Raw genomic sequence first — 26,407 nt, forward strand, 5'->3', positions numbered from 1 at the left:
CCGTCGCCGCAAGCGCCCCTACTCCGGCCGGTGTTCGGGTCCCCCGAAGTCCGGGCTGGTGAAGTCGGGGCTGGTGAAGCTCGGGCGTGGTCCCGTGCCGGGGCCGCTGTCGGGGCTGCTGAACCCCGGCCGCCCGTAGCCGAGGTTCGGCATACGGCTGGGCGCCGTCTCCGGCGAGGTACGGCTCATCGCGGCCGTCCCCGGGTCGGCGAGTGCGTCGCGCAGGAACGGCAGGATGCCCCGCTCCAGCAGGGCCTCGTGCCATGCCTCCCTGGCCTGGGCGATCTGAGCCATCAGCTCCTCCTGGACACCGGCATCGCCGTCGGAGGTTCCGTTGCGCAGGGCGGTGAGCAGGAGACCGACCGCGGCGATCAGGATCGTGGCGGCGGTCACCGCGCCGAAGATCCACCCGGTGGTCAGGAGGGTCCGCGCGAACGCCTGATGGGGGTCGACCACCTTGAGGGTGTATCCCACGAGCAGGAAGATCGCGGCGGCGGCTCCGGCCAGGAAGGGGGCGAGTACCGTGGCGACGGCACCGGGCCCGGCGCTCACGGTGGCCTCTCCGACGCTGGCGGCGAGCCCCAGGGCGTCCATCTCCTGCTCCAGGGCGTCGTCGGTGCCCTCATGGGCGGACCGGTCGGGCGGCGCCGGGCGGCGCAGTTCCTCGCGGATCTTCACGTAGTGGTGGTACTCGGTGGCAGCCGCCGCCGTGATGAGTGCGGTGGCGTCCAGTGCCATGGTGCGTAGTTGTTCGGGGTTGAGCCGCTGGCCCACAGCGGTCAGGTCCGGGCGGTGCGGCGCGGAGCGCAGCGCCTCATCGAGGATCCGCTCATAGTCCTGGCGGTCCTCGCTCAGCAGGTGCTGCGGAACGCTGTTCATCTGCATCCCCCGATGCTCCGTAGGGCTTGGGACTCGGCATGCTGACGAGCCGTCGGGCAGAAACGGAGGGGAGCCTGCTACGGATAATCCGATGGTAGAGCGGCGACGGCACACGGTGACAGGGGGTTCGAGGAAATTGGCCCCGGGCCGCCGCACCCTTCCCCGGTTCTCCACGCGGAAAGGCCGGGACGACAAAGGCTAGTCGTGCAGGGGAAGTTGCTGGACGAGCAGCTTTCCGGCCATGGTCACTCCGCCGTCCATCGCGATGGCCAGGCCGTCCGCGTAGACGTGGGGACCCTCGACCACCGGACCGGTGCCTTCCTCGCCGTCCTCCGAACCGACCTCGCCCAGGAGATACGGAATCGGGCTGTGACCGTGGACGATGCGGCTGCCGCCGTACATGTCCAGCAGGGAGCGCACTGCGTCGGCGCCGCCCTCGTCGCGGAAGGAGAAGCGCTTGGTGAACTTCCGGAACAGGTCCCACACCTCATCCGCGTCATTGCGCGTGAGCGTCTCGCGGATGGTGTCGTTCACGGCTTCGATGGAGTCGCCGTAGTCGAGGTATGCGGTGGTGTCGGAGTGGACCAGCAGATGCCCGTCGACCTCTTCGATCGCGTCCAGACGGGCCATCCACTGGAGGTGGTGGTCCTGCAGGCGGTCCATGTCCGTCTTCTGGCCCCCGTTGAGCAGCCATGCGGCCTGGAAGGTGGCGGTGCCCGCGCTGGAGTTCACGGGGGTGTCGCCGAACCGCTTGGCGCCGATCAGCAGCAGCTCGTGGTTGCCCATGAGCGCCTTGCAGTAGCCGCCGGCCGCGGCGGCCTCCGCGGACAGCCTCATCACCAGTTCGATGACACCGATGCCGTCGGGTCCGCGGTCGGTGAAGTCGCCGAGGAACCACAGCCGCGCCGTCCCCGCCGACCAGTTGCCCGCGGCGTCGATGAGGCCCTTCTCCTGGAGCGCCGCCACGAGCTCGTCGAGGTACCCGTGCACGTCCCCGACCACGAACAGCGGTCCCGGTCCCTCGGCGGCCTGCGGGCCGGGCACGGCGTTCGGGTCGACCGCCACCTGGAGGGTGTCGCCGCGATTGATGACCGGGATGTCCCGCTCGGTGGGCGTATAGGCGTCGTAACCGCCGGGGTAGGCCTCGGGCGCGGTGGGAGGGACGGCTCCGGGGGGCGTGCTCTGTGCGTACGGGTCGGGCTCGTGGACGTACGCGGGCACCCGGAAGTCGCGCAGCGTTGTCGTTCGCTCCGCCGCGGGTCCCTGGCCGGCCCCCTGAGTCATCGACCCCTCCACCATCGCGCCGCATCTGCACCGGATCGGACTGCCTGGTCGCAGCGGCCCGCGGTGTCGTGGGCCCATCATAGGAATGCGGCTCGCACCATGTGATGACCCAGGGGTGGTGAATCGGGGAAGGACCCCGCTTCCCTGCGGCATTCGCCCTGAATGGGCGGTGTGTCCATGCCGTTGTCCGGGATGCCGGACGCCCGCGGGCAGCCTGTGCGCCGCCCGCGGTCCGCCGGCGGCCTAGGGTCTCTCGTTTGGATCAGACCCCGCTCCCTGATCCGGCCTGATCCAAACGAAAGACCCTAGCCCTGTTCGGGAGAGCGCGGCGGGCTGATCGTCGTACGGGGTGAGCGCCGCTCGGACGAAGTGCGGACGATCAGCTCCGTCGGTATCACCTGCTCCACCGGCTGCTCCGCCTGGACGCCCTCGATGGCGTCGATGAGGAGCTGGACCACCGCGGTGCCGATCCGGCGCGGCTTGAGCGAGAGCGTCGTGACGGGCGGCTCGGTGTTTGCGTACACGGCGGACTCGCTGCAGCACACGAGCAGCAGGTCGTCGGGTACGCGCAGCCCGTAGCGGCGGGCGGCGGCCAGCAGGTCGGTGCCGTTGGGGTCGAAGAGCCCGTAGACCGCGTCGGGGCGGTCGGGCCGGGCCAGCAGCCGGTCGGCGGCCACGGCACCCGCACACGGGTCGTGGGCCGGGTAGGCCTCGTAGACCGGGTCCTGTCCGACGCGCTCGCACCAGTTCAGGTACGCGGTCGTGGACAGATGGGTGTAGGTGTCGGTGGTGGTCCCGGTCAGCAGTCCGATCCGGCGGGCGCCGGCCTCGGCCAGATGGTCGAGGATGCCCAGGACCGCGGCCTCGTGGTCGTTGTCGACCCAGGCGGTGACCGGCAGCGTGCCGGCCGGGCGGCCGTCGGAGACGACGGGTAACCCTTGCCGGACCAGCTCGCTGACCACCGGGTCCTGGTCGGACGGGTCGATGACGACCGTGCCGTCCAGGGCGACGTTCGACCACACGTCGTGGCGTGAGGTCGCGGGCAGGATGACCAGGGCGTAGCCCCGGGCGAGGGCGGCCGACGTGGCGGCCCTCGCCATCTCCGCGAAGTACGCGAACTCGGTGAAGGTGAAAGGTTCATCCCCGTACGTCGTCACGGTCAGGCCGATGAGGCCCGACTTGCCGGTACGGAGCGTGCGAGCCGCTGCCGACGGACGGTACCCGAGCCGGTCGGCGACCTCGCGGACATGGCGTCGGGTGGCGTCCGGCAGTCTGCCCTTGCCGTTGAGGGCGTCGGAGACGGTCGTGATGGAGACCCCGGCGGCAGCGGCCACGTCTCTGATGCCCGCCCGCCCTGGCCGGCTTCCTCGGCGGGAGGTTTCCGCCCGGCTCACCTGGTGCTTCCCTGCTGCTGTCATGGCGAGCCGATAGTAGGGCTCATGCGGTGGGGTAGTGCGGACGCATATGCACTCGTTGACAGGTACGTTTCTGCATGGTCAACATCGTCCAAATGCCTTGGAAGTGGCGAGACTTGGACGGCAAAGAGTCAGTACGTGACCCCTTGGCGCGCATGAGCCTGCCAAGGGGGCCATATTTCGAAGAGGCCTCAACTCACCTTCACGAGGGATGCGCGCCACGGCGCGAGCCACCGGCGCGTTTTGAGGAGGGCGACGCGCCCCCCGCTTCAAGCGCCTTGGTGCGGCGATGCGCCCGGGTTCGTGCACTCATGCGCCTCGGCTTCCCGGGCGGATGCGGAGCGGCGGCGGAAGCGGTTGTCCACAGGCCATTCGCAGCGGACGCGAATCCTCATAAGGTGAGAAGCATTGGATGCCGGTGGCGGTCATGAGCCGGTGATGTGCGCGAGGAGGACTGCGGTGAGCGAGATGAGCCCGAGGCTGCGTGCCGAGCTGGAGGGTATCCCCACCTACAAGCCGGGCAAGCCCGCCGCGGCCGACGGCCCGGTCGCCTACAAGCTGTCCTCGAACGAGAATCCCTATCCGCCGCTGCCCGGCGTGATGGAGAGCGTGACCTCGGCGGCCGCGTCCTTCAACCGCTACCCGGACATGGCGTGCACGGAGCTGATGGCCGAGCTGTCGGAGCGCTTCGGGGTGCCCGAGGCCCATATCGCGACCGGCACGGGCTCGGTCGGCGTGGCACAGCAGCTGCTGCAGGCCACGAGCGGCCCGGGCGACGAGGTGATCTACGCCTGGCGGTCCTTCGAGGCGTACCCGATCATCACCCGGGTCAGCGGTGCGACAGCGGTGCAGGTGCCGCTGACCTCGGGTGAGGTGCACGATCTGGACGCGATGGCCGACGCGATCACCGACCGGACCCGGCTGATCTTCGTCTGCAACCCCAACAACCCGACCGGCACGGTGGTGCACAGGGCCGAGCTGGAGCGCTTCCTCGACCGGGTGCCGGGCGATGTGCTGGTGGTACTGGACGAGGCGTACCGGGAGTTCATCCGCGACGCCGAGGTGCCGGACGGCGTGGAGCTGTACCGCGATCGGCCGAACGTCTGTGTGCTGCGCACCTTCTCCAAGGCGTACGGCCTCGCGGGGCTGCGTGTCGGGTTCGCGATCGCCCATGAGCCGGTGGCCGCGGCGCTGCGCAAGACCGCCGTGCCGTTCGGGGTGAGCCAGATGGCGCAGAACGCCGCGGTCGCCTCGCTGCGCGCGGAGGACGAACTGCTCGGCCGGGTCGGTTCATTGGTGAGCGAGCGCACGCGTGTGGTCGACGCGCTGCGCGCCCAGGGCTGGACGGTGCCCGAGACGCAGGCGAACTTCGTGTGGCTGCGGCTGGGGGAGCGGACGGTGGAATTCGCCGCGGTCTGTGAGCAGGCAGGCGTGGTCGTGCGGCCCTTCCCGGGCGAAGGTGTGCGAGTGACCATCGGTGAGGCCGCGGGGAACGACATCTTCCTGAAGGCGGCGGAGGGGTACCGCCGGTAGCGCTTCGCTCAAGGCTGTAGTGCTCTGCTTGCGGGGCCGGGTTTTCGCACAGTTCTCCGCGCCCCTAGGGGGCGTGTCCTTGGGGGCGCCGGGTGCGGGTGCGTGGGGGCGTGCGTAGTTCCCCGCGCCCTGCCCCGCGCCTGCCCGTGTGCTGTCGTCCGCGGGTGCGCCGGAGGCCGTGGTCGCGGTCCAGGGGGCGGTGCCGGGGCTGGCATTTTTGATCTTGTCCGATTAGGACCCCCCCGGCTGTTCGGGCTCGAACCTCTATGCGCCATAATTGCTTGTGAATGTGAACGCGTTCACAAAGTTGCCCTGGTTGCCCCGGTAGTGCAGGGCAAAAAGGGCAAAGCTGCCGCTTGTGACCACGGCGATGTAAGGAGAAGACGACGTGGACATGGCTTTGGCACCGGAGACTCTGGCGCGATGGCAGTTCGGCATCACCACCGTCTACCACTTCCTGTTCGTCCCGCTGACCATTTCGCTGGCCGCGCTGACCGCCGGTCTGCAGACCGCCTGGGTGCGCACGGAGAAGGAGAAGTACCTCCGTGCCACCAAGTTCTGGGGCAAGCTGTTCCTGATCAACATCGCGATGGGTGTCGTCACCGGCATCGTTCAGGAGTTCCAGTTCGGCATGAACTGGTCCGCCTACTCGCGCTTCGTCGGCGACATCTTCGGTGCCCCGCTCGCGTTCGAAGCGCTCATCGCCTTCTTCTTCGAGTCCACCTTCATCGGGCTGTGGATCTTCGGCTGGGACAAGCTGCCCAAGAAGCTCCATCTGGCCTGCATCTGGATGGTCTCCATAGGCACGATCCTGTCGGCGTACTTCATCCTCGCGGCCAACTCCTGGATGCAGCACCCCGTCGGCTACCGGATCAACAAGGCGAGGGGCCGCGCCGAGCTCACCGACTTCTGGCACGTTCTGACCCAGAACACCGCGCTCACCCAGGTCTTCCACACCCTGTCGGCGTCCTTCCTCACGGGCGGCGCGTTCATGGTCGGCATCGCCGCCTTCCATCTGCTGCGCAAGAAGCACATCGCCGTGATGAAGTCCTCACTGCGGCTCGGTCTGATCACCGTGGTCATCGCCGGCCTGCTCACCGCGGTCAGCGGCGATCTGCTCGGCAAGGTCATGTTCAAGCAGCAGCCGATGAAGATGGCAGCGGCCGAGGCCATGTGGAACGGCCAGGACGAGGCCCCGTTCTCGATCTTCGCCTATGGAGACGTGAGCAAGGGCCACAACACCGTGGAGCTGTCCGTCCCCGGTGTCCTGTCGTTCCTCGCCAACGACGACTTCAGCTCCTACGTCCCCGGTATCAACGACACCAACAAGGCCGAGCAGCAGAAGTTCGGTCCGGGCGACTACCGGCCCATCATCCCTGTCACCTTCTGGGGCTTCCGCTGGATGATCGGTTTCGGTATGTCGTCCTTCGCCCTCGGTCTGGCCGGTCTCTGGCTCACCCGCAAGAAGTTCATGCTGCCGCACCATTTGCGCGTGGGCGAGGACGAGGTGCCGAACCTGGTGCTGTTCAAGAGGAAGGCACTCGGCCCGGTACTGACCACCTGGTACTGGCGTATCGCGATCTGGACCCTGGCCTTCCCGTTGATCGCCAACTCCTGGGGATGGATATTCACGGAGATGGGCCGTCAGCCCTGGGTCGTCTACGGCGTGCTGCGCACCCGTGACGCCGTCTCCCCCGGTGTCTCCCAGGGCGAGGTCATCACATCCATGACCGTGTTCACACTGCTCTACGCGATCCTCGCGGTCATCGAGGTCCGGCTGCTCGTGAAGTACGTGAAGGCCGGGCCGCCGGAGCTCACGGAGTCCGATCTCAACCCGCCCACAAGGATCGGCGGCGACTCCCAGGACGCCGACAAGCCGATGGCCTTCTCGTACTAGGCCGAGGGAGCGCTCACATCATGCAACTTCACGACGTCTGGTTCGTCCTCATCGCGGTTCTGTGGACCGGCTACTTCTTCCTGGAGGGCTTCGACTTCGGAGTCGGCATCCTCACCAGGCTGCTGGCCCGCGACCGGCTCGAGCGGCGTGTGCTGATCAACACGATCGGCCCTGTCTGGGACGGCAACGAGGTATGGCTGCTGTCCGCAGGAGGTGCGACCTTCGCCGCTTTCCCCGAGTGGTACGCCACCCTCTTCTCCGGGTTCTATCTGCCGTTGCTGATCATTCTGGTCTGCCTGATCGTGCGCGGTGTCGCCTTCGAGTACCGGGCGAAGCGGCCCGAGGAAGGCTGGCAGCGCAACTGGGAGATCGCGATCTTCTGGACCTCGCTGCTTCCGGCGTTCCTGTGGGGTGTGGCCTTCGCCAACATCGTGCGGGGCGTGAAGATCGACCAGCATCTGAACTATGCGGGCACCGTCTGGGACCTGCTCAACCCGTTCGCGCTGCTCGGTGGTCTGGTGACGCTGACCCTGTTCACCTTCCACGGCGCGGTGTTCGCGGCGCTCAAGACCGTCGGTGACATCAGGGGGCGGGCGCGGAAGCTGGCCCTGAGGGTGGGACTGGCGACGGCCGTGCTGGCACTGTTCTTCCTTGGCTGGACACAGGTCGACCGAGGCGACTCCAGGAGCCTGATCGCGCTGATCGTGGCCGTGATCGCCCTCATGGCGGCGCTCGTGGCGAACCAGGCGGGGCGCGAGGGATGGTCGTTCGCCTTCTCCGGCGTGACCATCGTCGCCGTGGTCGCGATGTTCTTCCTGACGCTCTTTCCTGACGTCATGCCCTCCACGCTCAACGCGGACTGGAGTCTGACGGTGAGCAACGCCTCGTCGACCCCCTACACCCTGAAGATCATGACGTGGTGTGCCGGGATCGCCACACCGATCGTTCTGCTCTATCAGGGGTGGACCTACTGGGTGTTCCGCAAGCGCATCGGTACGCAACACATCGCCGACGGCGCTGCCGGAGCCGTGCACTGAAGTTCTGGGGGGGAGGGTGTTTCACGTGAAACACCCTCCCGTGACCGGAAGGGCATGTTTCACGTGAAACCGATCGATCCCCGACTGCTGCGTCACGCCCGTGGCACCCGACTCTTCCTCATGGCGGTCGTCGCGCTGGGCACCGTCGCAGCGGTACTGGTCATCGCTCAGGCGATGCTGATCGCTGAGGTGGTGGTCGGTGTCTTCCAGCGCCATCACTCGGTCGCCGGACTGCGTATCCCGTTCCTCCTCCTGCCGGCCGTAGCGGTCGGCAGGGCATTGGTCGCATGGCTCACCGAACTCGCCGCCCACCGGTCGAGCGCGGCCGTGAAGTCCGAGCTCCGGGGACGGCTGCTGGAGAGGGCCTCAGCCCTTGGCCCCGGATGGCTGGGACAGCAGCGGACCGGATCGCTGGTCGCCCTGGCCACGCGCGGAATCGACGCGCTCGACGACTACTTCTCGCGCTATCTGCCGCAGTTGGGGCTCGCCGTGGTCGTGCCGGTCGCGGTGCTTGCCCGCATCGTCACGGAGGACTGGGTATCGGCGGCGATCATCGTCGCCACGCTGCCACTGATCCCGCTCTTCATGATCCTGATCGGCTGGGCCACCCAGTCCCAGATGGACCGCCAATGGAAGTTGCTGTCACGGCTGTCCGGCCATTTCCTCGATGTGGTCGCCGGGCTGCCGACACTCAAGGTGTTCGGCCGGGCCAAGGCACAGGCCGAATCCATCAAGCGAATCACCGGCGACTACCGGCGGGCGACCGTACGGACACTGCGCATCGCGTTCCTGTCGTCCTTCGCGCTGGAATTGCTCGCCACCATCTCGGTGGCGCTCGTCGCGGTGACGATCGGCATGCGGCTGGTCCACGGGGACATGGACCTGTACACCGGGCTGGTCATCCTTGTGCTGGCGCCGGAGGCGTATCTGCCGCTGCGGCAGGTGGGAGCGCAGTATCACGCGGCGGCCGAGGGGCTCTCTGCTGCCGAGGAGTTGTTCGCCGTACTGGAGACGCCCACGCCGACGCCCGGCACACGGCGCCTGCCCACGGCGGGCGAGATCGCCTTCGAGCAGGTGACCGTGCGATACCCGGGGCGTTCGTCCGACGCGCTGTCCGAGGTGTCGCTGAGGATCCGACCCGGTGAGACCGTCGCTCTCGTCGGGCCGAGCGGGTCCGGCAAGTCGACGCTGCTGAACGTGCTGCTCGGATTTGTGCCGGTCGCCCGGGGACGGGTACGGGTCGGGGGAGCCGATCTCGACTCGGCCGACCTGGAGGAGTGGCGTTCACGGATCGCGTGGGTGCCGCAGCGCCCGCAACTGTTCGCGGGCACCATCGCGGAGAACGTACGGCTGGCCCGGCCGGAGGCGGACGAGACGGCGGTCCGAAAGGCGCTGTCCGACGCAGGGGCGCTGGGGTTCGTGGAGGCGCTGCCCGCCGGGGCGGCCACGGTGCTCGGCGAGGACGGGGCGGGACTGTCGGCCGGGCAGCGCCAGCGTCTCGCCCTGGCACGGGCGTTCCTCGCCGACAGGCCGGTGCTGCTGCTGGACGAGCCGACGGCGTCCCTGGACGGGGCGACCGAGGCGGAGGTCGTGGAGGCGGTGCGTCGGCTCGCCACTGGACGGACGGTGCTGCTGGTCGTGCACCGGCCGGCGCTGCTCGGCGTGGCCGACCGGGTTGTGCGGCTCGACATGGAGGAGCACGCCTCGACGGCAAGTGCCGTACAAGCGGGCGCCTTGCCGACGCCCCGACGCGGGACAGCGGATGCGGCCCCGGCCGACGACGGCCGTGTGTCTGCTGCTGTCTCGGAGGCGGGGCGGGGCGGCGTCCTTGCCCGGCTCCGCGCCATGGCGGGCCCTCGGCGGGGGCGGCTCGCTCTCGCGCTGCTGCTCGGCAGTCTCGCGCTCGGAAGCGCCGTCGGGCTGATGGCCACGTCCGGCTGGCTGATCTCACGGGCCTCGCAGCAGCCCCCTGTGCTGTATCTGATGGTCGCGGTGACGGCCACGCGGACGTTCGGCATCGGACGGGCCGTGTTCCGGTACGCGGAGCGCCTCGTGTCGCACGACGCGGTGCTGCGTGTCCTGGCGGACACCCGGGTCGCCGTCTACCGGCGTCTGGAGCGGCTGGCCCCGGCCGGACTGAGGACCACCCGGCGCGGTGATCTGCTGTCGCGGCTGGTCACCGACGTGGACGCCTTGCAGGACTACTGGCTGCGCTGGCTGCTGCCCGTGGGGGTCGCGCTCGCCGTTTCGGCAGGCTCCGTCGGCTTCACCGCCTGGCTGCTGCCGGAGGCCGGTGCCGTCTTGGCCGCCGGGCTGCTGGCGGCCGGGGCCGGAGTACCCCTGGTGACCGCGGCCGTCGCACGCCGTGCGGAGCGGAGTCTGGCACCCGCACGGGGAGAACTGGCGATCCGGGTGACCGATCTGCTCACGGGGACGGCCGAGCTGACGGTCTCGGGCGCGCTGGCAGAACGGAACGCCAGGGCACGCCGTGCCGACGGCGTGCTCACCCGTATCGCCTCCCGCGCGGCGGCAGCCACCGCGCTCGGCGACGGGCTCACCGCACTTGTCACCGGGCTGACCGTCGCCGGAGCCGCGCTCGTGGGCGCGGGGGCCGTCGTCGACGGCAGGCTCGGCGGTGTTGCCATGGCCGTCGTGGTGCTCACTCCGCTGGCCGCGTTCGAGGCGGTCTCGGGGCTGCCGCTCGCCGTTCAGCACCGCCAACGGGTGCGCAGGAGCGCCGAGCGCGTGTACGAGGTGCTGGACGCCCCCGAGCCCGTCAGCGAGCCGGAGTCTCCGGAACGGGCCCCCGCGTCGCCCTTCCCGCTCGTCCTGGAAGGGCTGACCACCCGTCATGACGGTCAGCGGCGGCACGCGCTTCGTGACTTCGGGCTGACCCTTGAGCAGGGGCGCAGGATCGCTGTCGTCGGTCGCTCGGGTGCGGGCAAGACGACCCTCGCGCAGGTTCTGCTGCGGTTCCTGGACGCTGAGGCCGGTACCTACACAGTGGGCGGCACCGACGCGTACGCGCTCGACGGGGACGATGTGCGACGGCTGGTGGGGCTGTGCGCTCAGGATGCGCACCTCTTCGACAGCTCGGTGCGGGAGAACCTGCTGCTCGCGCGGAAAGACGCGAGCGAGGCGCAGGTGCGCGACGCGCTCGGCCGCGCGCGGCTCCTGGAGTGGGTCGAGGGGCTGCCGGAGGGGCTGGACACACTGATCGGTGAGCATGGCGCGCGGCTGTCGGGTGGTCAGCGGCAGCGGCTCGCGCTGGCTCGTGCGCTGCTCGCCGACTTCCCCGTACTCGTTCTCGACGAGCCCGCGGAGCACCTCGATCTGCCGACGGCCGACGCGCTCACGGCGGATCTGCTGGCCGCCACGGAGGGGCGTACGACGGTGCTGATCACCCATCGGATGGCGGGGCTCGAGGCGGTGGACGAGGTGATCGTGCTCGTGGAGGGGTGTGTGGTGCAGCGGGGGGCGTATGACGAGCTGGTGGCGGTGGAAGGGCCGTTGCGGGGGATGGTGGAGCGGGAGACGGACTGCGGTGTGGTGTGACGTGCGGTGACCTGCGGTGCGGTGCGGGGTTTTGCCCAGTTCTCCGCGCCCATGTGGGGGCACCCTCGGTGGGTTGTCGGCTGCGGGTGTGTTGTGGGTTTTGCGCAGTTCCCCGCGCCCCTGTGGGGGCACCTTCGGTGGGATGTGGTGTGCGGGTGGGTCGTGGGCTTTCACGCAGTTCCCCGTGCCCCTGGCACTCTGGTGGGGGAAGGTGATCGTCCGATCGTGGTGCTTTGTTGGGCCGGGCGTGGGACGTCGGCAGGACGGTGGACGGAACACGGGTCACGATCGTTGACATGCAATCATTTCACCGTTTTCTTCTGGTTTCTTCCCTCTCGCTGTGCACGGTCGCGGTGTTGCCCGCGTGGTCCGCCGCAGCCGGAGGCGGGACGTCGGACCGGGGTGCCGACAGCGGGATCAGCGCCCGGGTGGCGCGACTGTCCGAAGACGAGGCCTCGCTGACCTGGCGATATGAGACGGGGCGCCGTGAAGCCGAGAAGCAGCAGGCGATAGCGCGGCGCGACGAGCAGCTCCTCGCCGGGGAGCACAGGCTGACAGCCGTCCTGCACATGGATCTCGGCACCATCGCGCGAGCCGAGTATCAGCAGGGCGGGGCGCACCTGGACACCGTGCGCGCCCTGCACCCGGGCAGCGCGAAAGAACTGACGCGGGATCACGACCCGCTCGCTCGGGTGGACCTTATGGCCGGCGACGCGGTGATGAGGAGCCGCCTCGTGGAAGCCCGCATCGCGCAGGAGGGGGCACGGGCGTCGGCACAGGGGCGGGCGCTGCGGAAGAGCATCGTGCGGCTGGCCGCGGCGCAGCGGACCCTCCAGGCGAAGCTGGAGGCGGCGCGGTGGACCCTGCAGAGGCAGGCCGACGCGTCCGCGGCGTCGGGGAAGTGCCGGGACGCCGTTCATCTGGGGCCGGCGGGACGCAGGGCCGCCCGGCCCTGGGTGACACCGGTGGAGGGGTACCGCCTCACCGCGGGCTTCGGCAACGGCGGTCAGCACTGGGCGCACCGGCACACCGGTCAGGATTTCGCGGTGCCCATCGGGACGCCGGTGCGGGCGGTGGGGACCGGGTCCGTGGTGCGGGTGACCTGCGGGGGCGCGTTCGGCATCGAGGTCGTGCTCAAGCACGTGGACGGTTGCTACACGCAGTACGCCCATCTCGCCGCAGTCACCGTCAGCCCGGGCGACCGGGTGGCCACCGGGCAGTGGATCGGGCAGTCGGGCACGACGGGCAACTCGACCGGACCGCACGTGCACTTCGAGGTGCGGTCCACCCCGCAGTTCGGGTCGGGTGTCGATCCGGTCCCGTGGCTGAAGGCCCATGGCGTGAAGCTGTGAACGAGGCCCCGGGTGCCCCCGCTGTGGCCTACGACCGTTCCGCGAGGATCTTCTCGATCACCACGGCCACGCCGTCCTCGTTGTTGGCGACAGTCCGTCCGGACGTGGCGGCCAGCACGTCCGGGTGCGCGTTGCCCATGGCGTAGGACCGGCCCGCCCAGCTGAGCATCTCCACATCGTTCGGCATGTCGCCGAAGGCGACGACCTCCTCGGGGGAGATCCCGCGCTCGGCACAGGAGAGCGCGAGCGTGCTGGCCTTGGAGACGCCGGGTCCGCTGATCTCCAGCAGCGCGCTGGGGCTGGACCGGGTGATGGACGCGCGGTCGCCGACGGCACGGCGGGCCAGGGCGAGGAACACGTCGGGGTCCAGTTCCGGATGGAAGGCGAGGATCTTCAGGACCGGTTCCCCGGCGCCGGGGGCGTCCGGTGAGAGCAGCTGCTCGGCGGGCGCGAGGTGGTCCGGGATCTCCATGTGGAGCTTCGGGTACGCCGGCTCCTGGTAGAAGCCGTAGGTCTGCTCGACGGCATAGACCGTGCCGGGGGCGACCTCCCGCAGCAGGCGTACGGCGTCGAGCGCGTTCTCCCTGGGCACTTCCCGGACCTTGACGAAGCGGTGGGCGCCGGGCCCGCCGTGCAGGTCGACCACTGCGGCGCCGTTGCCGCAGATCGCCAGGCCGTGTCCGTGGACGTGGTCACTGACGACGTCCATCCAGCGGGCCGGGCGGCCCGTGACGAAGAACACCTCCACACCGGCCGCCTCGGCCGCGGCCAGTGCGGCGACCGTGCGCTCCGAGACTGTCTTGTCGTCGCGCAGGAGAGTGCCGTCGAGATCTGTTGCGATCAGCCGGGGCGGAACGGTGGAGGACGCGGAAGCAGGCGTCTCGGGCTGTCGGGTCGCTGAGGTCACGGGCCTCATTCTCGCGCATATGCCCGCACGGGCGTACGAGAGTCCCCACGGGTGCGTGGTGACGCTTCTCACCAGCCAGGTCACACGCCGTCACGATCAGGCCAGTTGTGCGGGTGCCTCCAGGGCGATCCGCTCGAAGACCTTCACCTCCGAGGCGAAGTCGGAGTCGGGGATCGGCCAGTGGATCACGATGTCCGTGAAACCCAGCTCCTGGTGCCGGCCGGCGAAGTCGACGAACGCGTCCAGCGACTCCAGGGGACGCCCGCGGTCCGGGGTGAAGCCGGTGAGCAGGATCCTGTCGAGCTCCGTCACATCGCGGCCGATCGCGGCGCACGCGTCGGCCAGCTTCTCGGTCTGGGCGCGCAGGGCCTGCACGGACTGTTCCGGGGTGCCGGTCTCGTACAGCTTCGGGTCCCCGGTCGTCACCCATGCCTGCCCGAGGCGCGCGGCGAGCTTCAGGCCGCGCGGTCCGGTCGCGGCCACCGCGAACGGCAGTCGCGGGCGCTGGACGCAGCCGGGGATGTTGCACGCCTCGTGTGCCGAGTAGTGGACGCCTTCGTGGGTGACGGAGTCCTCGGTGAGCAGCCGGTCGAGGAGGGGGACGAACTCACCGAACCGGTCGGCGCGCTCCCGCGGGCTCCACGGCTCCTGGCCGAGCGCGGTTGCGTCGAAACCGGTGCCGCCCGCGCCGATACCCAGGGTGACGCGCCCGCCGGAGATGTCGTCCAGGGAGATCAGCTCCTTGGCGAGGGTGACCGGGTGCCGGAAGTTCGGCGAGGTCACGAGGGTGCCAAGGCGCAGCTGGTCGGTGACGGCGGCAGCCGCGGTGAGGGTCGGTACGGCGCCGAACCAGGGCCCGTCGCGGAAGGAACGCCACGAGAGGTGGTCGTAGGTGTACGCGGTGTGAAAGCCGAGCTGCTCCGCACGCTGCCAGGCGGAACGCCCCCCTTCGTGCCAGCGGACGTACGGAAGGATCACGGTGCTCAGACGCAGACTCATGGTTCGAGCGTAAAGGGACGCTCGCGGTGCTGGTGTCCCCCACTTCGCTCAGCCACTCAGCCAAGCGGTCCGGAAATCGCAGGCCTGAGGTCAGTGGGAGCCCGGAAAACGCAGATATTGCGGTGGTACGGCCTTGGTGAGCCATACGCCGTTGGCGCTGACGTGGAAGACGTGACCGTCCCGGTGCATGGCTCCGGCGTCCACGGAGAGGACGACAGGCCGGCCGCGGCGGCCGCCGACGCGGGTGGCGGTCTCGCGGTCCGCCGAGAGGTGCACGTCGTGCCTGGTCATGGGCCGCAGGCCCTCCGCGCGGATCGCGTCCAGGCCCCGGGCCACGGTCCCGTGGTAGAGGTACGCGGGCGGGGTCGCCTCGGGCAGCCCCAGCTCGACCTCGATGCTGTGGCCCTGGCTGGCGCGGATGCGGCTGCCCTCGATCGCGAACCGCTTCTTGTCATTCGTGGCGACCACATGGTCCAGCTCGGCGCGCGTGACCCGGAATCCGTGCGAGGCCATCGCTGCGAGCAGCGCCTCGATCTCCACCCAGCCGCCCTCTTCGAGCGTGATCCCGATCCGTTCCGGCTGGTGCCGCAGATGCTTCGAGAGGTACTTCGACACCTTCACGGTGCGTCTCTCGTCGTTCCCTTCTGTCATGCCTCCAGCGTGCGGGAGAGACGAGGATCACGCACATGATTTTGGGCTCGATGTTTGGTCCACAGCCAAGTGTGGTTATCCACAGGCAACTTGGCTAGCCTGTGGACAACTCCACTGCCTGACAGGTTGGTTCGCCAACTACGCGTATTTCAGTGACCCATGGGGCAACCAGCTCAATCACCCTTTTGCAGAAGGATGTTCGTCTCCCCCGGCGAGTCAGGCATCAACGTTCACACAGAACACAAGAGGCCGTGCCACAAGCCGAGATGACGGGAGTGTCCGTCAACTCAGCTGGCGGGGAGCATGGATACCAGAGAAGGTGCCAGGCCATCTCAACCATGCGGCTACAGCGGCGGGTTCAGCCGCGCGATGGCACGGAGCGCCCCGGGTGCGAAGCGGGACATCAGGCGGACACCGCGTGCTTCGGGTGTGACGGGGACAACTGCCTTGTTGTACACGACGGATCGCAGGACAGCGTCGGCGACCTTCTCCGGCGGATAGCCGCGCAGGCCGTACAGGCGTGCCGCCCTCTTCTGCCGCCGCCGCTCCTCCTCCGCGTCAACGCCCGTGAAGCGTGCGGTCGATGTGATGTTCGTGTTGACGATGCCGGGGCAGATCGCCGACACCCCGATGTCCTTGCCGGCCAGCTCCGCGCGCAGGCACTCGCTGAGCATCAGTACCGCCGCCTTGGAGGTGCTGTAGGCGGGCAGTGCCTTCGACGGCTGAAATGCCGCCGCGGACGCGATGTTGACGATGTGGCCGCCCTGTCCGCGTTCCGCCATCTGCTTCCCGAAGAGCCGGCAGCCATGGATGACACCCCACAGATTGACGTCGAGGACCTGTCGCCAGTCCTCGGCGGAGGTGTCGAGGAAGGATCCGGACAGTCCGATCCCCGCGTTGTTCACGAGCACGTCCACCACGCCGTGTTCGGCGGCGGTCTTCTCGGCGAGCTTCTCCATGGCCCGTTCGTCGCCGACGTCGACCGTCTCGGCCCACGCCTCGGGGGCGCCGCTCCGCCGGGCCAACTCGGCCGTGCGGGCCGCGGATTCCGCGTCCCGGTCGACGGCCACCACCCGTGCCCCGGCCTGGGCGAAGGCGCACGCCGTGGCCCGGCCGATGCCGCTGCCCGCGCCGGTGACGAGAACGAGCTGTCCGCCGAACCGGTCCGTGTGCCGCCCGGTCGGTGTTGCCGTGGACCGTCCGCTCTCCACGGATGTCACGAACTCGGACACCCAGGAGGCCAGTTGATCCGGCCTGGTGCGCGGGATCCAGTGCCGCGCGGACAGCGTCCTGCGCGTCAGCCGCGGTGCCCATGTCTCCAGCTCGTCGTAGAGCCGCTGCGACAGGAACGCGTCGCCGAGCGGGGTGACGAGCTGCACGGGCACATGCGCGTACGCGTCGGCGCGCGGGCGGCTGAGCCTGGCCCGTACGTTGTCGCGGTACAGCCAGGCGCCGTGGGCCGCGTCCACGGGCAACGAGGAGGCCGGATGGTCGCCGCCGGGCACCTTCTCCACGCGCTGGAGGATCTTCGGCCAGCGTTTGCCGAGCGGGCCGCGCCAGGCGAGCTCCGGCAGCACGGGGGTGTGCAGCAGGTACACGTACCAGGACTTGGCGCCCTGGCCGAGCAGTTGGCCCACCCGGCGCGGAGTGGGGCGGGCCGTCCGCTGCTTGATCCAGTGCCCGAAGTGGTCGAGGGACGGTCCGGACATCGAGGTGAAGGACGCGATCCGTCCCTTGGTGCGCGTCACGGTGACGAATTCCCAGGACTGGACCGAACCCCAGTCGTGCCCGACCAGGTGCACCGGGCGGTCCGGGCTGACGGCGTCCACTACCGCGAGGAAGTCGTCCGTCAGCTTCTCCAGGGTGAATCCGCCGCGCAGCGGCTTCGGCGCCGTGGACCGGCCGTGGCCGCGGACGTCGTACAGCACGACATGGAAGCGGTCCGCGAGGCGCACGGCCACCTCGGACCACACCTCCTTGCTGTCCGGATAGCCGTGCACGAGGACCACCGTGGGCTGCCCCGGGTCGCCCAGCTCGGCGACGCACAGCTCGATTCCGCCTGTCCTCACCCGGCGCTCGCGCGCCCCTTGCAGAGTCATGCCACCGCCCCACCGTCCGCGCCGACTGCGCCGCGCGCAGCCATCCACGCCGCCCGTGCTACGCGCCCGTAACTTGACCCGGTGAATCTCGCAGTTGTTAGAGGATGCGTCAATAGCGCTGCCCCGGCCTGTGGACAACCCCGGCGTGCCCCACGCGCGGCCTCGCCACGGACACCACGCGCGGCCTCGCCACGGACACCACGCGCGGCCCCGCCACGGACACCACGCGCGGCCTCGCGTATGGCACCACGCACGGCCCCGGGCACAGCTCTGCCGCGTTCGACTTCAGATGGACCCCTACGGACCCGTACGACTGGAGTCTGATGCCAAGACTGCTCTGCGGTCTGACGACCGGCGTGGTCCGTGTCACTACCGTCTAGGACGTGACTGTGATCGCGACCGAAAGCCTGAGCAAGCGGTTCCCCAGGGTGACCGCCCTTGACCGGCTCTCCTTGGACATCGGACCCGGTGTGACGGGACTCGTCGGTGCCAACGGGGCCGGCAAGTCCACATTGATCAAGATCCTGCTGGGTCTCTCCCCCGCCACCGAGGGCCGCGCCGAGGTGCTCGGGCTCGATGTCGCCACCAAGGGTGGCGCCATCCGTGAGCGCGTCGGGTACATGCCGGAGCACGACTGCCTGCCGCCCGACGTGTCGGCCACGGAGTTCGTGGTCCACATGGCGCGCATGTCGGGCCTGCCCCCGGCCGCCGCCCGTGAGCGCACGGCGGACACCCTGCGCCATGTCGGCCTGTACGAGGAGCGCTACCGCCCCATCGGCGGCTACTCCACCGGCATGAAGCAGCGCGTGAAGCTTGCCCAGGCTCTGGTGCACGACCCGCAACTGGTCTTCCTGGACGAGCCCACCAACGGCCTCGACCCGGTCGGCCGCGACGAGATGCTCGGCCTGATCCGCCGCGTCCACACCGACTTCGGCATCTCGGTCCTGGTCACCTCGCATCTGCTGGGCGAACTGGAGCGCACTTGCGACCACGTCGTCGTGGTCGACGGCGGCAAGCTGCTGCGCTCCAGCTCCACCCGTGACTTCACCCAGACGACCACCACTCTCGCGATCGAGGTCACCGACAGCGACGAGCACCCCGACGGCACCCGCGCGGTGCGTGACGCGCTCCTGGCGCGCGGGGTGACCACGCACGACGACGGCGGCGGCCTGCCGGGCGCCGGGCATGTCCTGCTGCTGACCGCGGAGGGCGAGCAGACGTACGACCTCGTCCGGGACATCGTCGCCGACCTGGGCCTCGGCCTGGTCCGGATGGAGCAGCGCAGGCACCAGATCGCGGAGGTCTTCAAGAACGAGGACGAGCAGCGGAAGGAGGCGATCGGCCATGGCGGTTGAGCAGCCCACGGCCCGTGAGGCCGAACAGACGCGGATCCACAACATCGGCTACCGCGCGTACGACGGCCCGCGCCTCGGCCGCTCCTACGCCCGCCGCTCGCTCTACTCGCAGTCCCTGCGCGGTGCCTACGGCCTCGGCCGCTCGGTGAAGTCCAAGGTGCTGCCGATGCTGCTGTTCGTGGTCATGTGCGTGCCCGCACTGATCATGGTGGCGGTCGCCGTGGCCACCAAGGCGAAGGACCTTCCCGTCGAGTACACGCGCTACGCGATCATCATGCAGGCCCTGATCGGTCTGTACGCGGCCTCGCAGGCGCCCCAGGCCGTCTCCCGCGACCTGCGCTTCAAGACCGTGCCGCTGTATTTCTCGCGCCCGATGGAGACCATCGACTACGTGCGGGCCAAGTACGCGGCGCTGGCCTCGGCGATGTTCATCCTGACGGCCACGCCCCTGCTCGTCCTCTACGTGGGCGCGCTCCTCGCCAAGCTGGACTTCTCCCACCAGACGAAGGGATTCGCCGAGGGACTGGTCTCCGTGGCACTGCTCTCCGTGCTGTTCTCGGGGATCGGCCTGGTCATCGCCGCCGCCACGCCCCGGCGTGGCTTCGGCATCGCCGCGGTCATCGCCGTCCTGACCATCTCGTACGGTGCCGTCTCCACCATCCAGGCCATCGCCACCGTGCATTCGGGGAACGTCCACACCACCGTCTGGATGGGCCTGTTCTCGCCGATCACGCTCCTCGACGGCGTGCAGACGGCCTTCCTCGGCGCGACCTCCTCCTACCCCGGGGAACACGGGCCCTCGACCGCCCAGGGAGTCGTCTTCCTCCTCGTCCTCCTGGGGCTCATCGCGGGCAGCTACGGCCTGCTGGCACGCCGCTACCGAAAGGCCGGACTGTGACCACGCTCTCCATCGACCATGTCTCCCGCTGGTTCGGAAACGTGGTCGCCGTCAACGACATCACGATGACCATCGGCCCTGGGGTCACCGGCCTGCTGGGCCCCAACGGCGCCGGGAAGTCCACCCTCATCAACATGATGGGCGGCTTCCTCGCCCCCTCCACCGGCACCGTCACCCTCGACGGCCGGCCCGTGTGGCGCAATGAGGAGATCTACAAACGCATCGGCATCGTCCCCGAACGCGAGGCGATGTACGACTTCCTCACCGGCCGCGAGTTCGTCGTCGCCAACGCCGAGCTGCACGGTCTCGGCGCCAAGGCGGCCGAGCGCGCCCTCGCCACGGTCGAGATGGAGTACGCGCAGGACCGGAAGATCTCCACGTACTCCAAGGGCATGCGGCAGCGCGTGAAGATGGCGTCCGCCCTTGTGCACGACCCCTCCCTGCTGCTGCTCGACGAGCCGTTCAACGGCATGGACCCCCGCCAGCGCATGCAGCTGATGGACCTGCTGAAGCGGATGGGTGCCGAGGGGCGCACGGTGCTCTTCTCGTCCCACATCCTCGAAGAGGTCGAGCAACTCGCCTCGCACATCGAGGTGATCGTCGCCGGACGGCATGCCGCGAGCGGTGACTTCCGCAAGATCCGCCGGCTGATGACCGACCGCCCGCACCGCTATCTCGTGCGCTCCAGCGACGACCGGGCGCTCGCCGCCGCGCTGATCGCCGATCCGTCGACGACCGGCATCGAGGTCGACCTCAGCGAGGGCGCGCTGCGCGTCCAGGCGGTCGACTTCGGCAGGTTCACGGCCCTGCTGCCGAGGGTCGCGCGGGATCACGGGATCCGTCTGCTCACGGTCTCCCCGTCCGACGAATCCCTCGAGTCCGTCTTCTCGTATCTGGTCGCGGCGTAGGAGGCCGAAGATGTACGACCCCACAGTCGCCCGGCTCACTTATCGGGGCCTGCTCGGCCGCCGCCGGGCCCTCATCCTCGGCGCGCTGCCCGTGCTGCTGATCGTGATCTCCGCGGTCGTCCGGACGCTGACCGGCGCCGACGACCAGGTCGCCCATGACGTCCTGGGCGGATTCGCCCTCGCCACGATGGTGCCGATCATCGGCGTCATCGCCGGCACGGGTGCGATCGGGCCCGAGATCGACGACGGCTCGGTGGTGTACCTGCTGGCCAAGCCGGTGAAGCGGTCCACGATCATCTTCACCAAGCTGATCGTCGCGATCGCCGTCACCATGGCGTTCTCGGCCCTCCCGACGTTCCTCGCGGGCATGATCCTCAACGGCAACGGGCAGCAGATCGCGGTCGCCTACACGGTCGCGGCGCTGGTCGCCTCCATCGCGTACGCCGCGCTGTTCCTGCTGCTCGGCACGGTGAGCCGACACGCCGTGGTCTTCGGCCTGGTCTACGCGCTGGTCTGGGAGGCGCTCTTCGGCTCGCTGGTCTCCGGGGCGCGCACGCTCAGTGTCCAGCAGTGGGCCCTCGCGGTGGCGCAGAAGGTCTCCCACAGCGCCCTGGTCACCTCGGACGTGAAGCTGCCGACCGCCACGGTGCTGCTGGTCGCGGTGACCGTGGCCGCCACCTGGTACGCGGGCCGCAAACTGCGGGCGCTGACGCTGGCGGGCGAGGAGTAGGAAGCACCGCTCCGTGGGGTACGGCCGCGTTCGGGCCGTACCCCACAGACGCCTTTGACGGCGGCTTCACACCGTCCTGGGCACACTTGGGCAAGGTGACGCAGAGCGGAAGGGAACGGGATGGCAGCGCAGGCACCACGAGGAGACGGGGCGGGCGAGGCCGGGGACTCCTGGGAGGACGTCGTCCTCGACGAGGACTTCATACGGTCCGCGTCGGCCACGGAGCCGTCCGCCCGCGCCCGGATGCTGGCGGCCCGCTGGCGCAACGAGGCGCCCGACCCCCAGCCATGGCGCTCCGACGAACCGCCCGCAGGCTGGTTCTTCAGCAAGGCCCGCCGCCGCAGGTGGCGCCGCCGGTAACCCGTTGACTCCGGCGCCCTGATTTCGCGCAGTTCCCCACACCCCTGGAAGCACGCTTCGCGCACCCAAGGCACCGCAGAACTACCCAATTACGTACGAAGCACCCGCAGGCGACAACGGGCCGGAGTCCACCCGATGGGGGCGCGGGGAACTGCGCAAATCCGCACAACGCACCCGCAGCCGACGACGCGCCGGAGCCCGCCCGACAGGGGCGCGGGGAACTGCGCAATTCCCCACGAAGCACCCGCAGCCGACAACGGGCCGGAGCCCGCCCGATGGGGGCGCGGGGAACTGCGCAAATCCGCACAACGCACCCGCAGCCGACGACGCGCCGCAGCCCGCCCGACAGGGGCGCGGGGAACTGCGCGAAACCCCCGCCGCCTACGGAGTAATTCGGTGGCGCCCACCACACCCGACCAGGCACAGTGGTGGATGTCCACGACGCCGGACCGATCCGGCACCACACACTGGGAGAGGAGCTGGGCGATGTCAATGCACGGCAGTTCGCCGAGCTCCCGGCAGGGCAGCCCGCGGCGGCTTCCGGAGTAGTTACCCCTCCGTCGAGCCCCGCCCGCACAGGAGCTGCCCGGGGCGGCCGCTTCGAGCGCGCGACCGGTGTCGCGCGGGCCGCCCACCCGGAGGATTGGCCGAGTGGTAAGGCACCGGCTTGCTAAGCCGTGGTCGGGGTCAGTCCCCGCGCGCGTTCGATCCGCGCATCCTCCGCGACACATCAACCGCTACCCGGTCACACGATCAACCGCGACGCGAAGAGCGATCAGCCGCGACGCGAGAACCGCTGTCCCAGCAACCGTTCCAGCACCACCGCGATGCCGTCCTCCTCGTTGGACAGCGTGATCTCGTCCGCGACCGCCTTGAGTTCGTCATGGGCGTTGGCCATGGCCACGCCGCGGGCCGCCCAGGCGAACATCGCAAGGTCGTTCGGCATATCGCCGAAGGCGATCGTGTCCTTCGCCTTCACCCCGAGCCTGCGCGCCGCGAGAGACAGGCCCGTCGCCTTGGACAGGCCCAGAGGGAGGAGTTCCACGATCCCCTGGCCCGCCATCGTCACCCCGACCAGGCCCCCGGCGGCCTGTCGCGCCGCCTCGGCCAGTTCGTCGTCACCCAGCGTCGGGTGCTGGAGATACACCTTGTTCAGCGGCGCGGACCACAGCTCGGCCGCGTCCTTGATCGGCTGGTACGACACCGGACCCTCGTGGACCCGGTAGCCCGGGCCCACCAGCACCTCGCCGTCCAGTCCGTCCCGGCCGGCCGCCAGCAGCAGCGGGCCCACCTCGGCCTCGATCTTCGCCAGCGCGAGTCCCGCGATCTGCCGGTCCAGCGTCACCGACGTCAGCAGCCGGTGCTCCGCAGCGTCATACACCTGCGCTCCCTGGCCGCACACGGCGAGCCCCCGGTAGCCGAGGCCGTCGAGTACGTCGCGTGTCAGTGAGACAGGGCGACCGGTGACGACGAGGTGCTTTGCGCCCGCCGCGGTGGCCGCGGCGAGCGCTTCACGGGTGCGCCGGGAGATCGTGTCGCCGGAACTCAGGAGCGTCCCGTCGAGATCGGTCGCGATCAGCTTGTACGGAAATATGGATGCGGAACCGGTGGAGTCGGCCGCGCTCACTTGGCGACGGGCTCCAGCAGCTCCCGGCCGCCCAGGTAGGGGCGCAGGATCTCCGGCACCCGCACGGAGCCGTCGGCCAGCTGGTGGTTCTCCAGGATGGCCACGATCGTGCGCGGTACGGCGCACAGCGTGCCGTTCAGCGTTGCGAGCGGCTGCACCTTCTTGCCGTCGCGCATACGCACCGACAGCCGGCGGGCCTGGAAGCTGTCGCAGTTGGAGGCCGACGTCAGCTCGCGGTACTTGCCCTGGGTCGGGATCCATGCCTCGCAGTCGTACTTCCGCGACGCGGACGCGCCCAGGTCACCGGAGGCCACGTCGATGACCTGGAACGGCAGCTCGAGCGAGGTCAGCCACTGCTTCTCCCAGTCCAGCAGCCGCTTGTGCTCGTTCTCGGCGTCCTCGGGGGCGACGTACGAGAACATCTCGACCTTGTCGAACTGGTGCACGCGGAAGATGCCCCGCGTGTCCTTTCCGTAGGTGCCCGCCTCGCGACGGAAGCAGGGCGAGAAGCCCGCGTAGCGCAGCGGCAGGCTGTCTGCCTCGACGATCTCGTCCATGTGGTACGCCGCGAGCGGTACCTCGGAGGTGCCGACCAGGTAGTAGTCGTCCTTTTCCAGGTGGTACACGTTCTCGGCGGCCTGGCCGAGGAAGCCGGTGCCCTCCATGGCGCGCGGCCGGACCAGGGCGGGGGTCAGCATCGGGGTGAACCCGGCCTCCACGGCCTGCGCCATCGCCGCGTTGACGAGTGCCAGCTCGAGGAGAGCGCCGACGCCCGTCAGGTAGTAGAAGCGCGAGCCGGAGACCTTGGCGCCGCGCTCGACGTCGATCGCACCGAGCGCCTCGCCGAGTTCCAGGTGGTCCTTGGGCTCGAAGCCCTCGGCGCCGAAGTCGCGGATGGTGCCGTGTGTCTCGAGGACGACGAAGTCCTCCTCGCCTCCGACCGGCACGTCCGGGTGCACCAGGTTGCCCAGCTGGAGCAGCAGGCGCTTGGTCTCCTCGTCGGCTTCGTTCTGCGCGGCGTCGGCCGCCTTGACGTCGGCGGAGAGCCGGCCCGTCTTCTCCAGAAGGGCGGCCTTCTCGTCGCCGGAAGCCTTGGGGATCAGCTTGCCGAGGGTCTTCTGTTCGGAGCGGAGCTCGTCGAACCGGACGCCGGACGACCTGCGCCGCTCATCGGCGGAGAGCAGGGCGTCGACAAGGGCGACGTCCTCTCCACGGGCGCGCTGGGAGGCGCGAACACGGTCGGGGTCCTCACGGAGCAGGCGAAGGTCGATCACCCCTCAAGGCTACCGGTGTGAAGTTCCGGCTCACGACTCTGTATTCGGATCCGTGACCCAAGTTCCGTTATGGGTTAATTGCGGCGCGTGTCAAGAAAAGCGTCACCAGTCCTCGAAGGAGGTATCACCGCTGCGGGATCTTGACTCGACTTCCCTGCGGGAAGCGGCATTTGGCTCGCGCTTGTCCACAGGCATCCACAACCCCGCGCAGGTTATCCACAGGCTGTGCGGAAGGTCTGTGGATTCCGGAAGTGATCATTCCGGAAGTCGTTCCTGGAGGGGAGAATTCCTGGTACAAACCGAGATCGGTAGCACTTTCGGGTGCAAAAGGGTCGCCCCGAAGTGTTGATCGAAAGAAACGGGTGGACAACTGTCGCGGACGTGACGGTGCACGGCTGGAGACCCATGGGGGGCTTTGTCGACTCTCCCGCGTTGCGTTGTCGACTTGTCCCCAGATCGAGAAGCCCACCTGTGGATAACTCCTGTGGACAGCGAAAATCTGCAGGTAGGACCGGGCGCTGTCGTACGTCAGTCTAGAACGATCTAGTGCCGACCGTCTTGGGGGCCTGGAATGTCCGTCCTGGCAACCCGGAGCGTCCGTCCTGGCAGCCTAGAACCGGCCGTCCTGGCAGCGGGCCACCCAGTCGGCCGCGGACATGAAATCGTCGTCCGATGCGCCGGGCGGCGGGACCTGGGCATCGGCGGGCTCGATGTCCGCGCGCGGGTAGGAACCGAGGAACCGCACCTGCAGGCAGAGCCGCTTGAGCCCCATCAGCGCCTCGGCCACCCGGCGGTCAGCGATATGGCCCTCGGCGTCGATGCAGAAGCAGTAGTTGCCGATGCCCGCACCGGTCGGGCGGGACTGCAGCAGCATCAGGTTGACTCCCCGTACGGAGAACTCACCCAGCAGGTCGCGCAGTCCGCCCGGATGGTCGTCGCGCTGCCACAGCACGATGGACGTCTTGTCCGCGCCCGTGGGCGCCGCGGGCCGGGCCGGCCTGCCGACCAGCACGAACCGCGTCTGCGCGTTCTCCGCGTCGTGGATGCCGGTCTCCAGGGCCGTCAGCCCGTACCGCGCGGCTGCGAACTCGCCCGCGAACGCCGCGTCGTAGCGGCCCTCCTGGACCAGACGGGCGCCGTCCGCGTTCGACGCGGCCGACTCCCAGGCGGCTTCCGGCAGGTTGGCCTTCAGCCAGTTACGCACCTGCGGCTGGGCGGCGGGGTGCGCGGTGACCGTCTTGATCTCGGAGAGCTTGGTACCGGGCCGGACCAGCAACGCGAAGGTGATCGAGAGAAGTACCTCGCGGTAGATCATCAGCGGCTCGCCCGCCACCAGCTCGTCCAGCGTGGTGGTGATGCCGCCCTCCACCGAGTTCTCGATCGGCACGAAGGCGGCCTCGGCCTCGCCGCCGCGCACCGCGTCGAGCGCCGCCGGGACCGACACCATCGGGACGAGCTCCCTGGTCGCGGCCTCGGGCAGCGTACGCAGGGCGACCTCGGTGAAGGTGCCTTCGGGACCGAGATACGCATAGCTGGCTGGCATGACTTCACCCTAGACGAGTCTGTCCAAATACGGTCAGTGATCGAAGGCGGTCAGTGAGCGGCTGACCGCCTGGCCGGTCTGGAAGTTGTGCCAGATTGCGGCTG

Annotated in this window: 20 protein-coding genes and 1 tRNA gene; 11 read left to right on the top strand and 10 right to left on the bottom strand. The window is 69.3% G+C overall.

Going from position 1 to position 26,407, the window contains the following annotated elements; genetic code table 11:
- Positions 1 to 18: 18 nt before the first annotated feature.
- The 3 genes from ABZ845_RS19465 to ABZ845_RS19475 all read right to left on the bottom strand — a co-directional run bounded on the left by ABZ845_RS19465 (position 19) and on the right by ABZ845_RS19475 (position 3,581).
- The gene (locus tag ABZ845_RS19465) at positions 19 to 885 is read right to left on the bottom strand and encodes a hypothetical protein (protein WP_360980994.1); all 867 of its coding nucleotides are present in this window, start codon (positions 883 to 885) and stop codon (positions 19 to 21) included.
- Between the two features lie 192 nt (positions 886 to 1,077).
- Entirely contained in the window at positions 1,078 to 2,163 is a 1,086-nt protein-coding gene (locus ABZ845_RS19470; RefSeq protein ID WP_360980997.1) for a metallophosphoesterase, read from the bottom strand.
- Between the two features lie 305 nt (positions 2,164 to 2,468).
- Positions 2,469 to 3,581 (bottom strand): LacI family DNA-binding transcriptional regulator, encoded by a 1,113-nt coding sequence (locus tag ABZ845_RS19475; RefSeq protein ID WP_360981000.1) that lies wholly within the window; start codon positions 3,579 to 3,581, stop codon positions 2,469 to 2,471.
- Between the two features lie 456 nt (positions 3,582 to 4,037).
- Here ABZ845_RS19475 and hisC point away from each other — a divergent pair, with 456 nt between their 5' ends.
- The 5 genes from hisC to ABZ845_RS19500 all read left to right on the top strand — a co-directional run bounded on the left by hisC (position 4,038) and on the right by ABZ845_RS19500 (position 12,952).
- Positions 4,038 to 5,111, top strand: a complete 1,074-nt coding sequence (gene hisC, locus ABZ845_RS19480; RefSeq protein ID WP_360981003.1) for a histidinol-phosphate transaminase — start codon at positions 4,038 to 4,040, stop codon at positions 5,109 to 5,111.
- A gap of 388 nt (positions 5,112 to 5,499) precedes the next feature.
- Entirely contained in the window at positions 5,500 to 7,008 is a 1,509-nt protein-coding gene (locus tag ABZ845_RS19485) for a cytochrome ubiquinol oxidase subunit I (protein WP_360981006.1), read from the top strand.
- Between the two features lie 20 nt (positions 7,009 to 7,028).
- Complete coding sequence (gene cydB / locus ABZ845_RS19490; protein ID WP_360981009.1) at positions 7,029 to 8,045, top strand: cytochrome d ubiquinol oxidase subunit II; 1,017 nt, start codon at positions 7,029 to 7,031, stop codon at positions 8,043 to 8,045.
- A gap of 54 nt (positions 8,046 to 8,099) precedes the next feature.
- A complete protein-coding gene (cydD, locus tag ABZ845_RS19495; protein WP_360981012.1) occupies positions 8,100 to 11,600 on the top strand; it encodes a thiol reductant ABC exporter subunit CydD in 3,501 nt (1,166 codons plus the stop codon).
- Between the two features lie 296 nt (positions 11,601 to 11,896).
- Positions 11,897 to 12,952, top strand: a complete 1,056-nt coding sequence (locus ABZ845_RS19500; RefSeq protein ID WP_360981015.1) for a M23 family metallopeptidase — start codon at positions 11,897 to 11,899, stop codon at positions 12,950 to 12,952.
- Positions 12,953 to 12,980: 28 nt separating this feature from the next.
- Here ABZ845_RS19500 and ABZ845_RS19505 read toward each other — a convergent pair whose 3' ends face one another.
- The 4 genes from ABZ845_RS19505 to ABZ845_RS19520 form a co-directional block, all read right to left on the bottom strand.
- Entirely contained in the window at positions 12,981 to 13,859 is an 879-nt protein-coding gene (locus tag ABZ845_RS19505; RefSeq protein ID WP_360981018.1) for a Cof-type HAD-IIB family hydrolase, read from the bottom strand.
- 96 nt (positions 13,860 to 13,955) lie between these two features.
- Positions 13,956 to 14,858: an LLM class flavin-dependent oxidoreductase gene (locus ABZ845_RS19510; RefSeq protein WP_360981021.1), complete on the bottom strand. Its 903-nt coding sequence runs from the start codon at positions 14,856 to 14,858 to the stop codon at positions 13,956 to 13,958.
- A 90-nt stretch (positions 14,859 to 14,948) separates the two neighbouring features.
- Positions 14,949 to 15,509 (bottom strand): RNA 2'-phosphotransferase, encoded by a 561-nt coding sequence (locus ABZ845_RS19515; RefSeq protein ID WP_360981024.1) that lies wholly within the window; start codon positions 15,507 to 15,509, stop codon positions 14,949 to 14,951.
- Between the two features lie 344 nt (positions 15,510 to 15,853).
- Positions 15,854 to 17,608 (bottom strand): SDR family oxidoreductase, encoded by a 1,755-nt coding sequence (locus ABZ845_RS19520; RefSeq protein ID WP_360981027.1) that lies wholly within the window; start codon positions 17,606 to 17,608, stop codon positions 15,854 to 15,856.
- A 389-nt stretch (positions 17,609 to 17,997) separates the two neighbouring features.
- Between ABZ845_RS19520 and ABZ845_RS19525 the strand changes: the two genes are divergently transcribed.
- The 6 genes from ABZ845_RS19525 (at position 17,998) to ABZ845_RS19550 (ending at position 22,582) form a co-directional block, all read left to right on the top strand.
- Positions 17,998 to 18,963, top strand: a complete 966-nt coding sequence (locus ABZ845_RS19525) for an ABC transporter ATP-binding protein (protein ID WP_360981058.1) — start codon at positions 17,998 to 18,000, stop codon at positions 18,961 to 18,963.
- Positions 18,953 to 19,861, top strand: a complete 909-nt coding sequence (locus tag ABZ845_RS19530) for an ABC transporter permease (RefSeq protein ID WP_360981030.1) — start codon at positions 18,953 to 18,955, stop codon at positions 19,859 to 19,861. The genes ABZ845_RS19525 and ABZ845_RS19530 overlap by 11 nt, the downstream gene beginning before the upstream one ends.
- Positions 19,858 to 20,769 (top strand): ABC transporter ATP-binding protein, encoded by a 912-nt coding sequence (locus tag ABZ845_RS19535; RefSeq protein ID WP_360981033.1) that lies wholly within the window; start codon positions 19,858 to 19,860, stop codon positions 20,767 to 20,769. Before ABZ845_RS19530 ends, ABZ845_RS19535 begins: the two co-directional genes overlap by 4 nt.
- 10 nt (positions 20,770 to 20,779) lie before the next feature.
- Positions 20,780 to 21,499, top strand: coding sequence for an ABC transporter permease (locus ABZ845_RS19540; RefSeq protein WP_360981036.1), 720 nt, complete (start codon positions 20,780 to 20,782; stop codon positions 21,497 to 21,499).
- A 120-nt stretch (positions 21,500 to 21,619) separates the two neighbouring features.
- Positions 21,620 to 21,859 carry a hypothetical protein gene (locus tag ABZ845_RS19545; protein ID WP_360981039.1) on the top strand — a complete coding sequence of 80 codons (240 nt, stop codon included), beginning with the start codon at positions 21,620 to 21,622 and terminating at the stop codon, positions 21,857 to 21,859.
- Positions 21,860 to 22,496: 637 nt separating this feature from the next.
- Positions 22,497 to 22,582 (top strand) — tRNA-Ser (locus tag ABZ845_RS19550).
- Between the two features lie 52 nt (positions 22,583 to 22,634).
- On the opposite strand, the gene ABZ845_RS19555 is transcribed toward ABZ845_RS19550, so the two are convergent.
- The 3 genes from ABZ845_RS19555 to pheA form a co-directional block, all read right to left on the bottom strand.
- The gene (locus tag ABZ845_RS19555; protein ID WP_360981042.1) at positions 22,635 to 23,486 is read right to left on the bottom strand and encodes an HAD family hydrolase; all 852 of its coding nucleotides are present in this window, start codon (positions 23,484 to 23,486) and stop codon (positions 22,635 to 22,637) included.
- Positions 23,483 to 24,760: a serine--tRNA ligase gene (serS, locus tag ABZ845_RS19560; protein ID WP_360981045.1), complete on the bottom strand. Its 1,278-nt coding sequence runs from the start codon at positions 24,758 to 24,760 to the stop codon at positions 23,483 to 23,485. The genes ABZ845_RS19555 and serS overlap by 4 nt, the downstream gene beginning before the upstream one ends.
- Positions 24,761 to 25,370: 610 nt before the next feature.
- Positions 25,371 to 26,303: a prephenate dehydratase gene (gene pheA, locus ABZ845_RS19565; protein ID WP_360981048.1), complete on the bottom strand. Its 933-nt coding sequence runs from the start codon at positions 26,301 to 26,303 to the stop codon at positions 25,371 to 25,373.
- Positions 26,304 to 26,407: the final 104 nt, after the last annotated feature.

The sequence above is a fragment of the Streptomyces sp. NPDC047022 genome, from assembly GCF_040644155.1.
Lineage (GTDB): Bacteria > Actinomycetota > Actinomycetes > Streptomycetales > Streptomycetaceae > Streptomyces.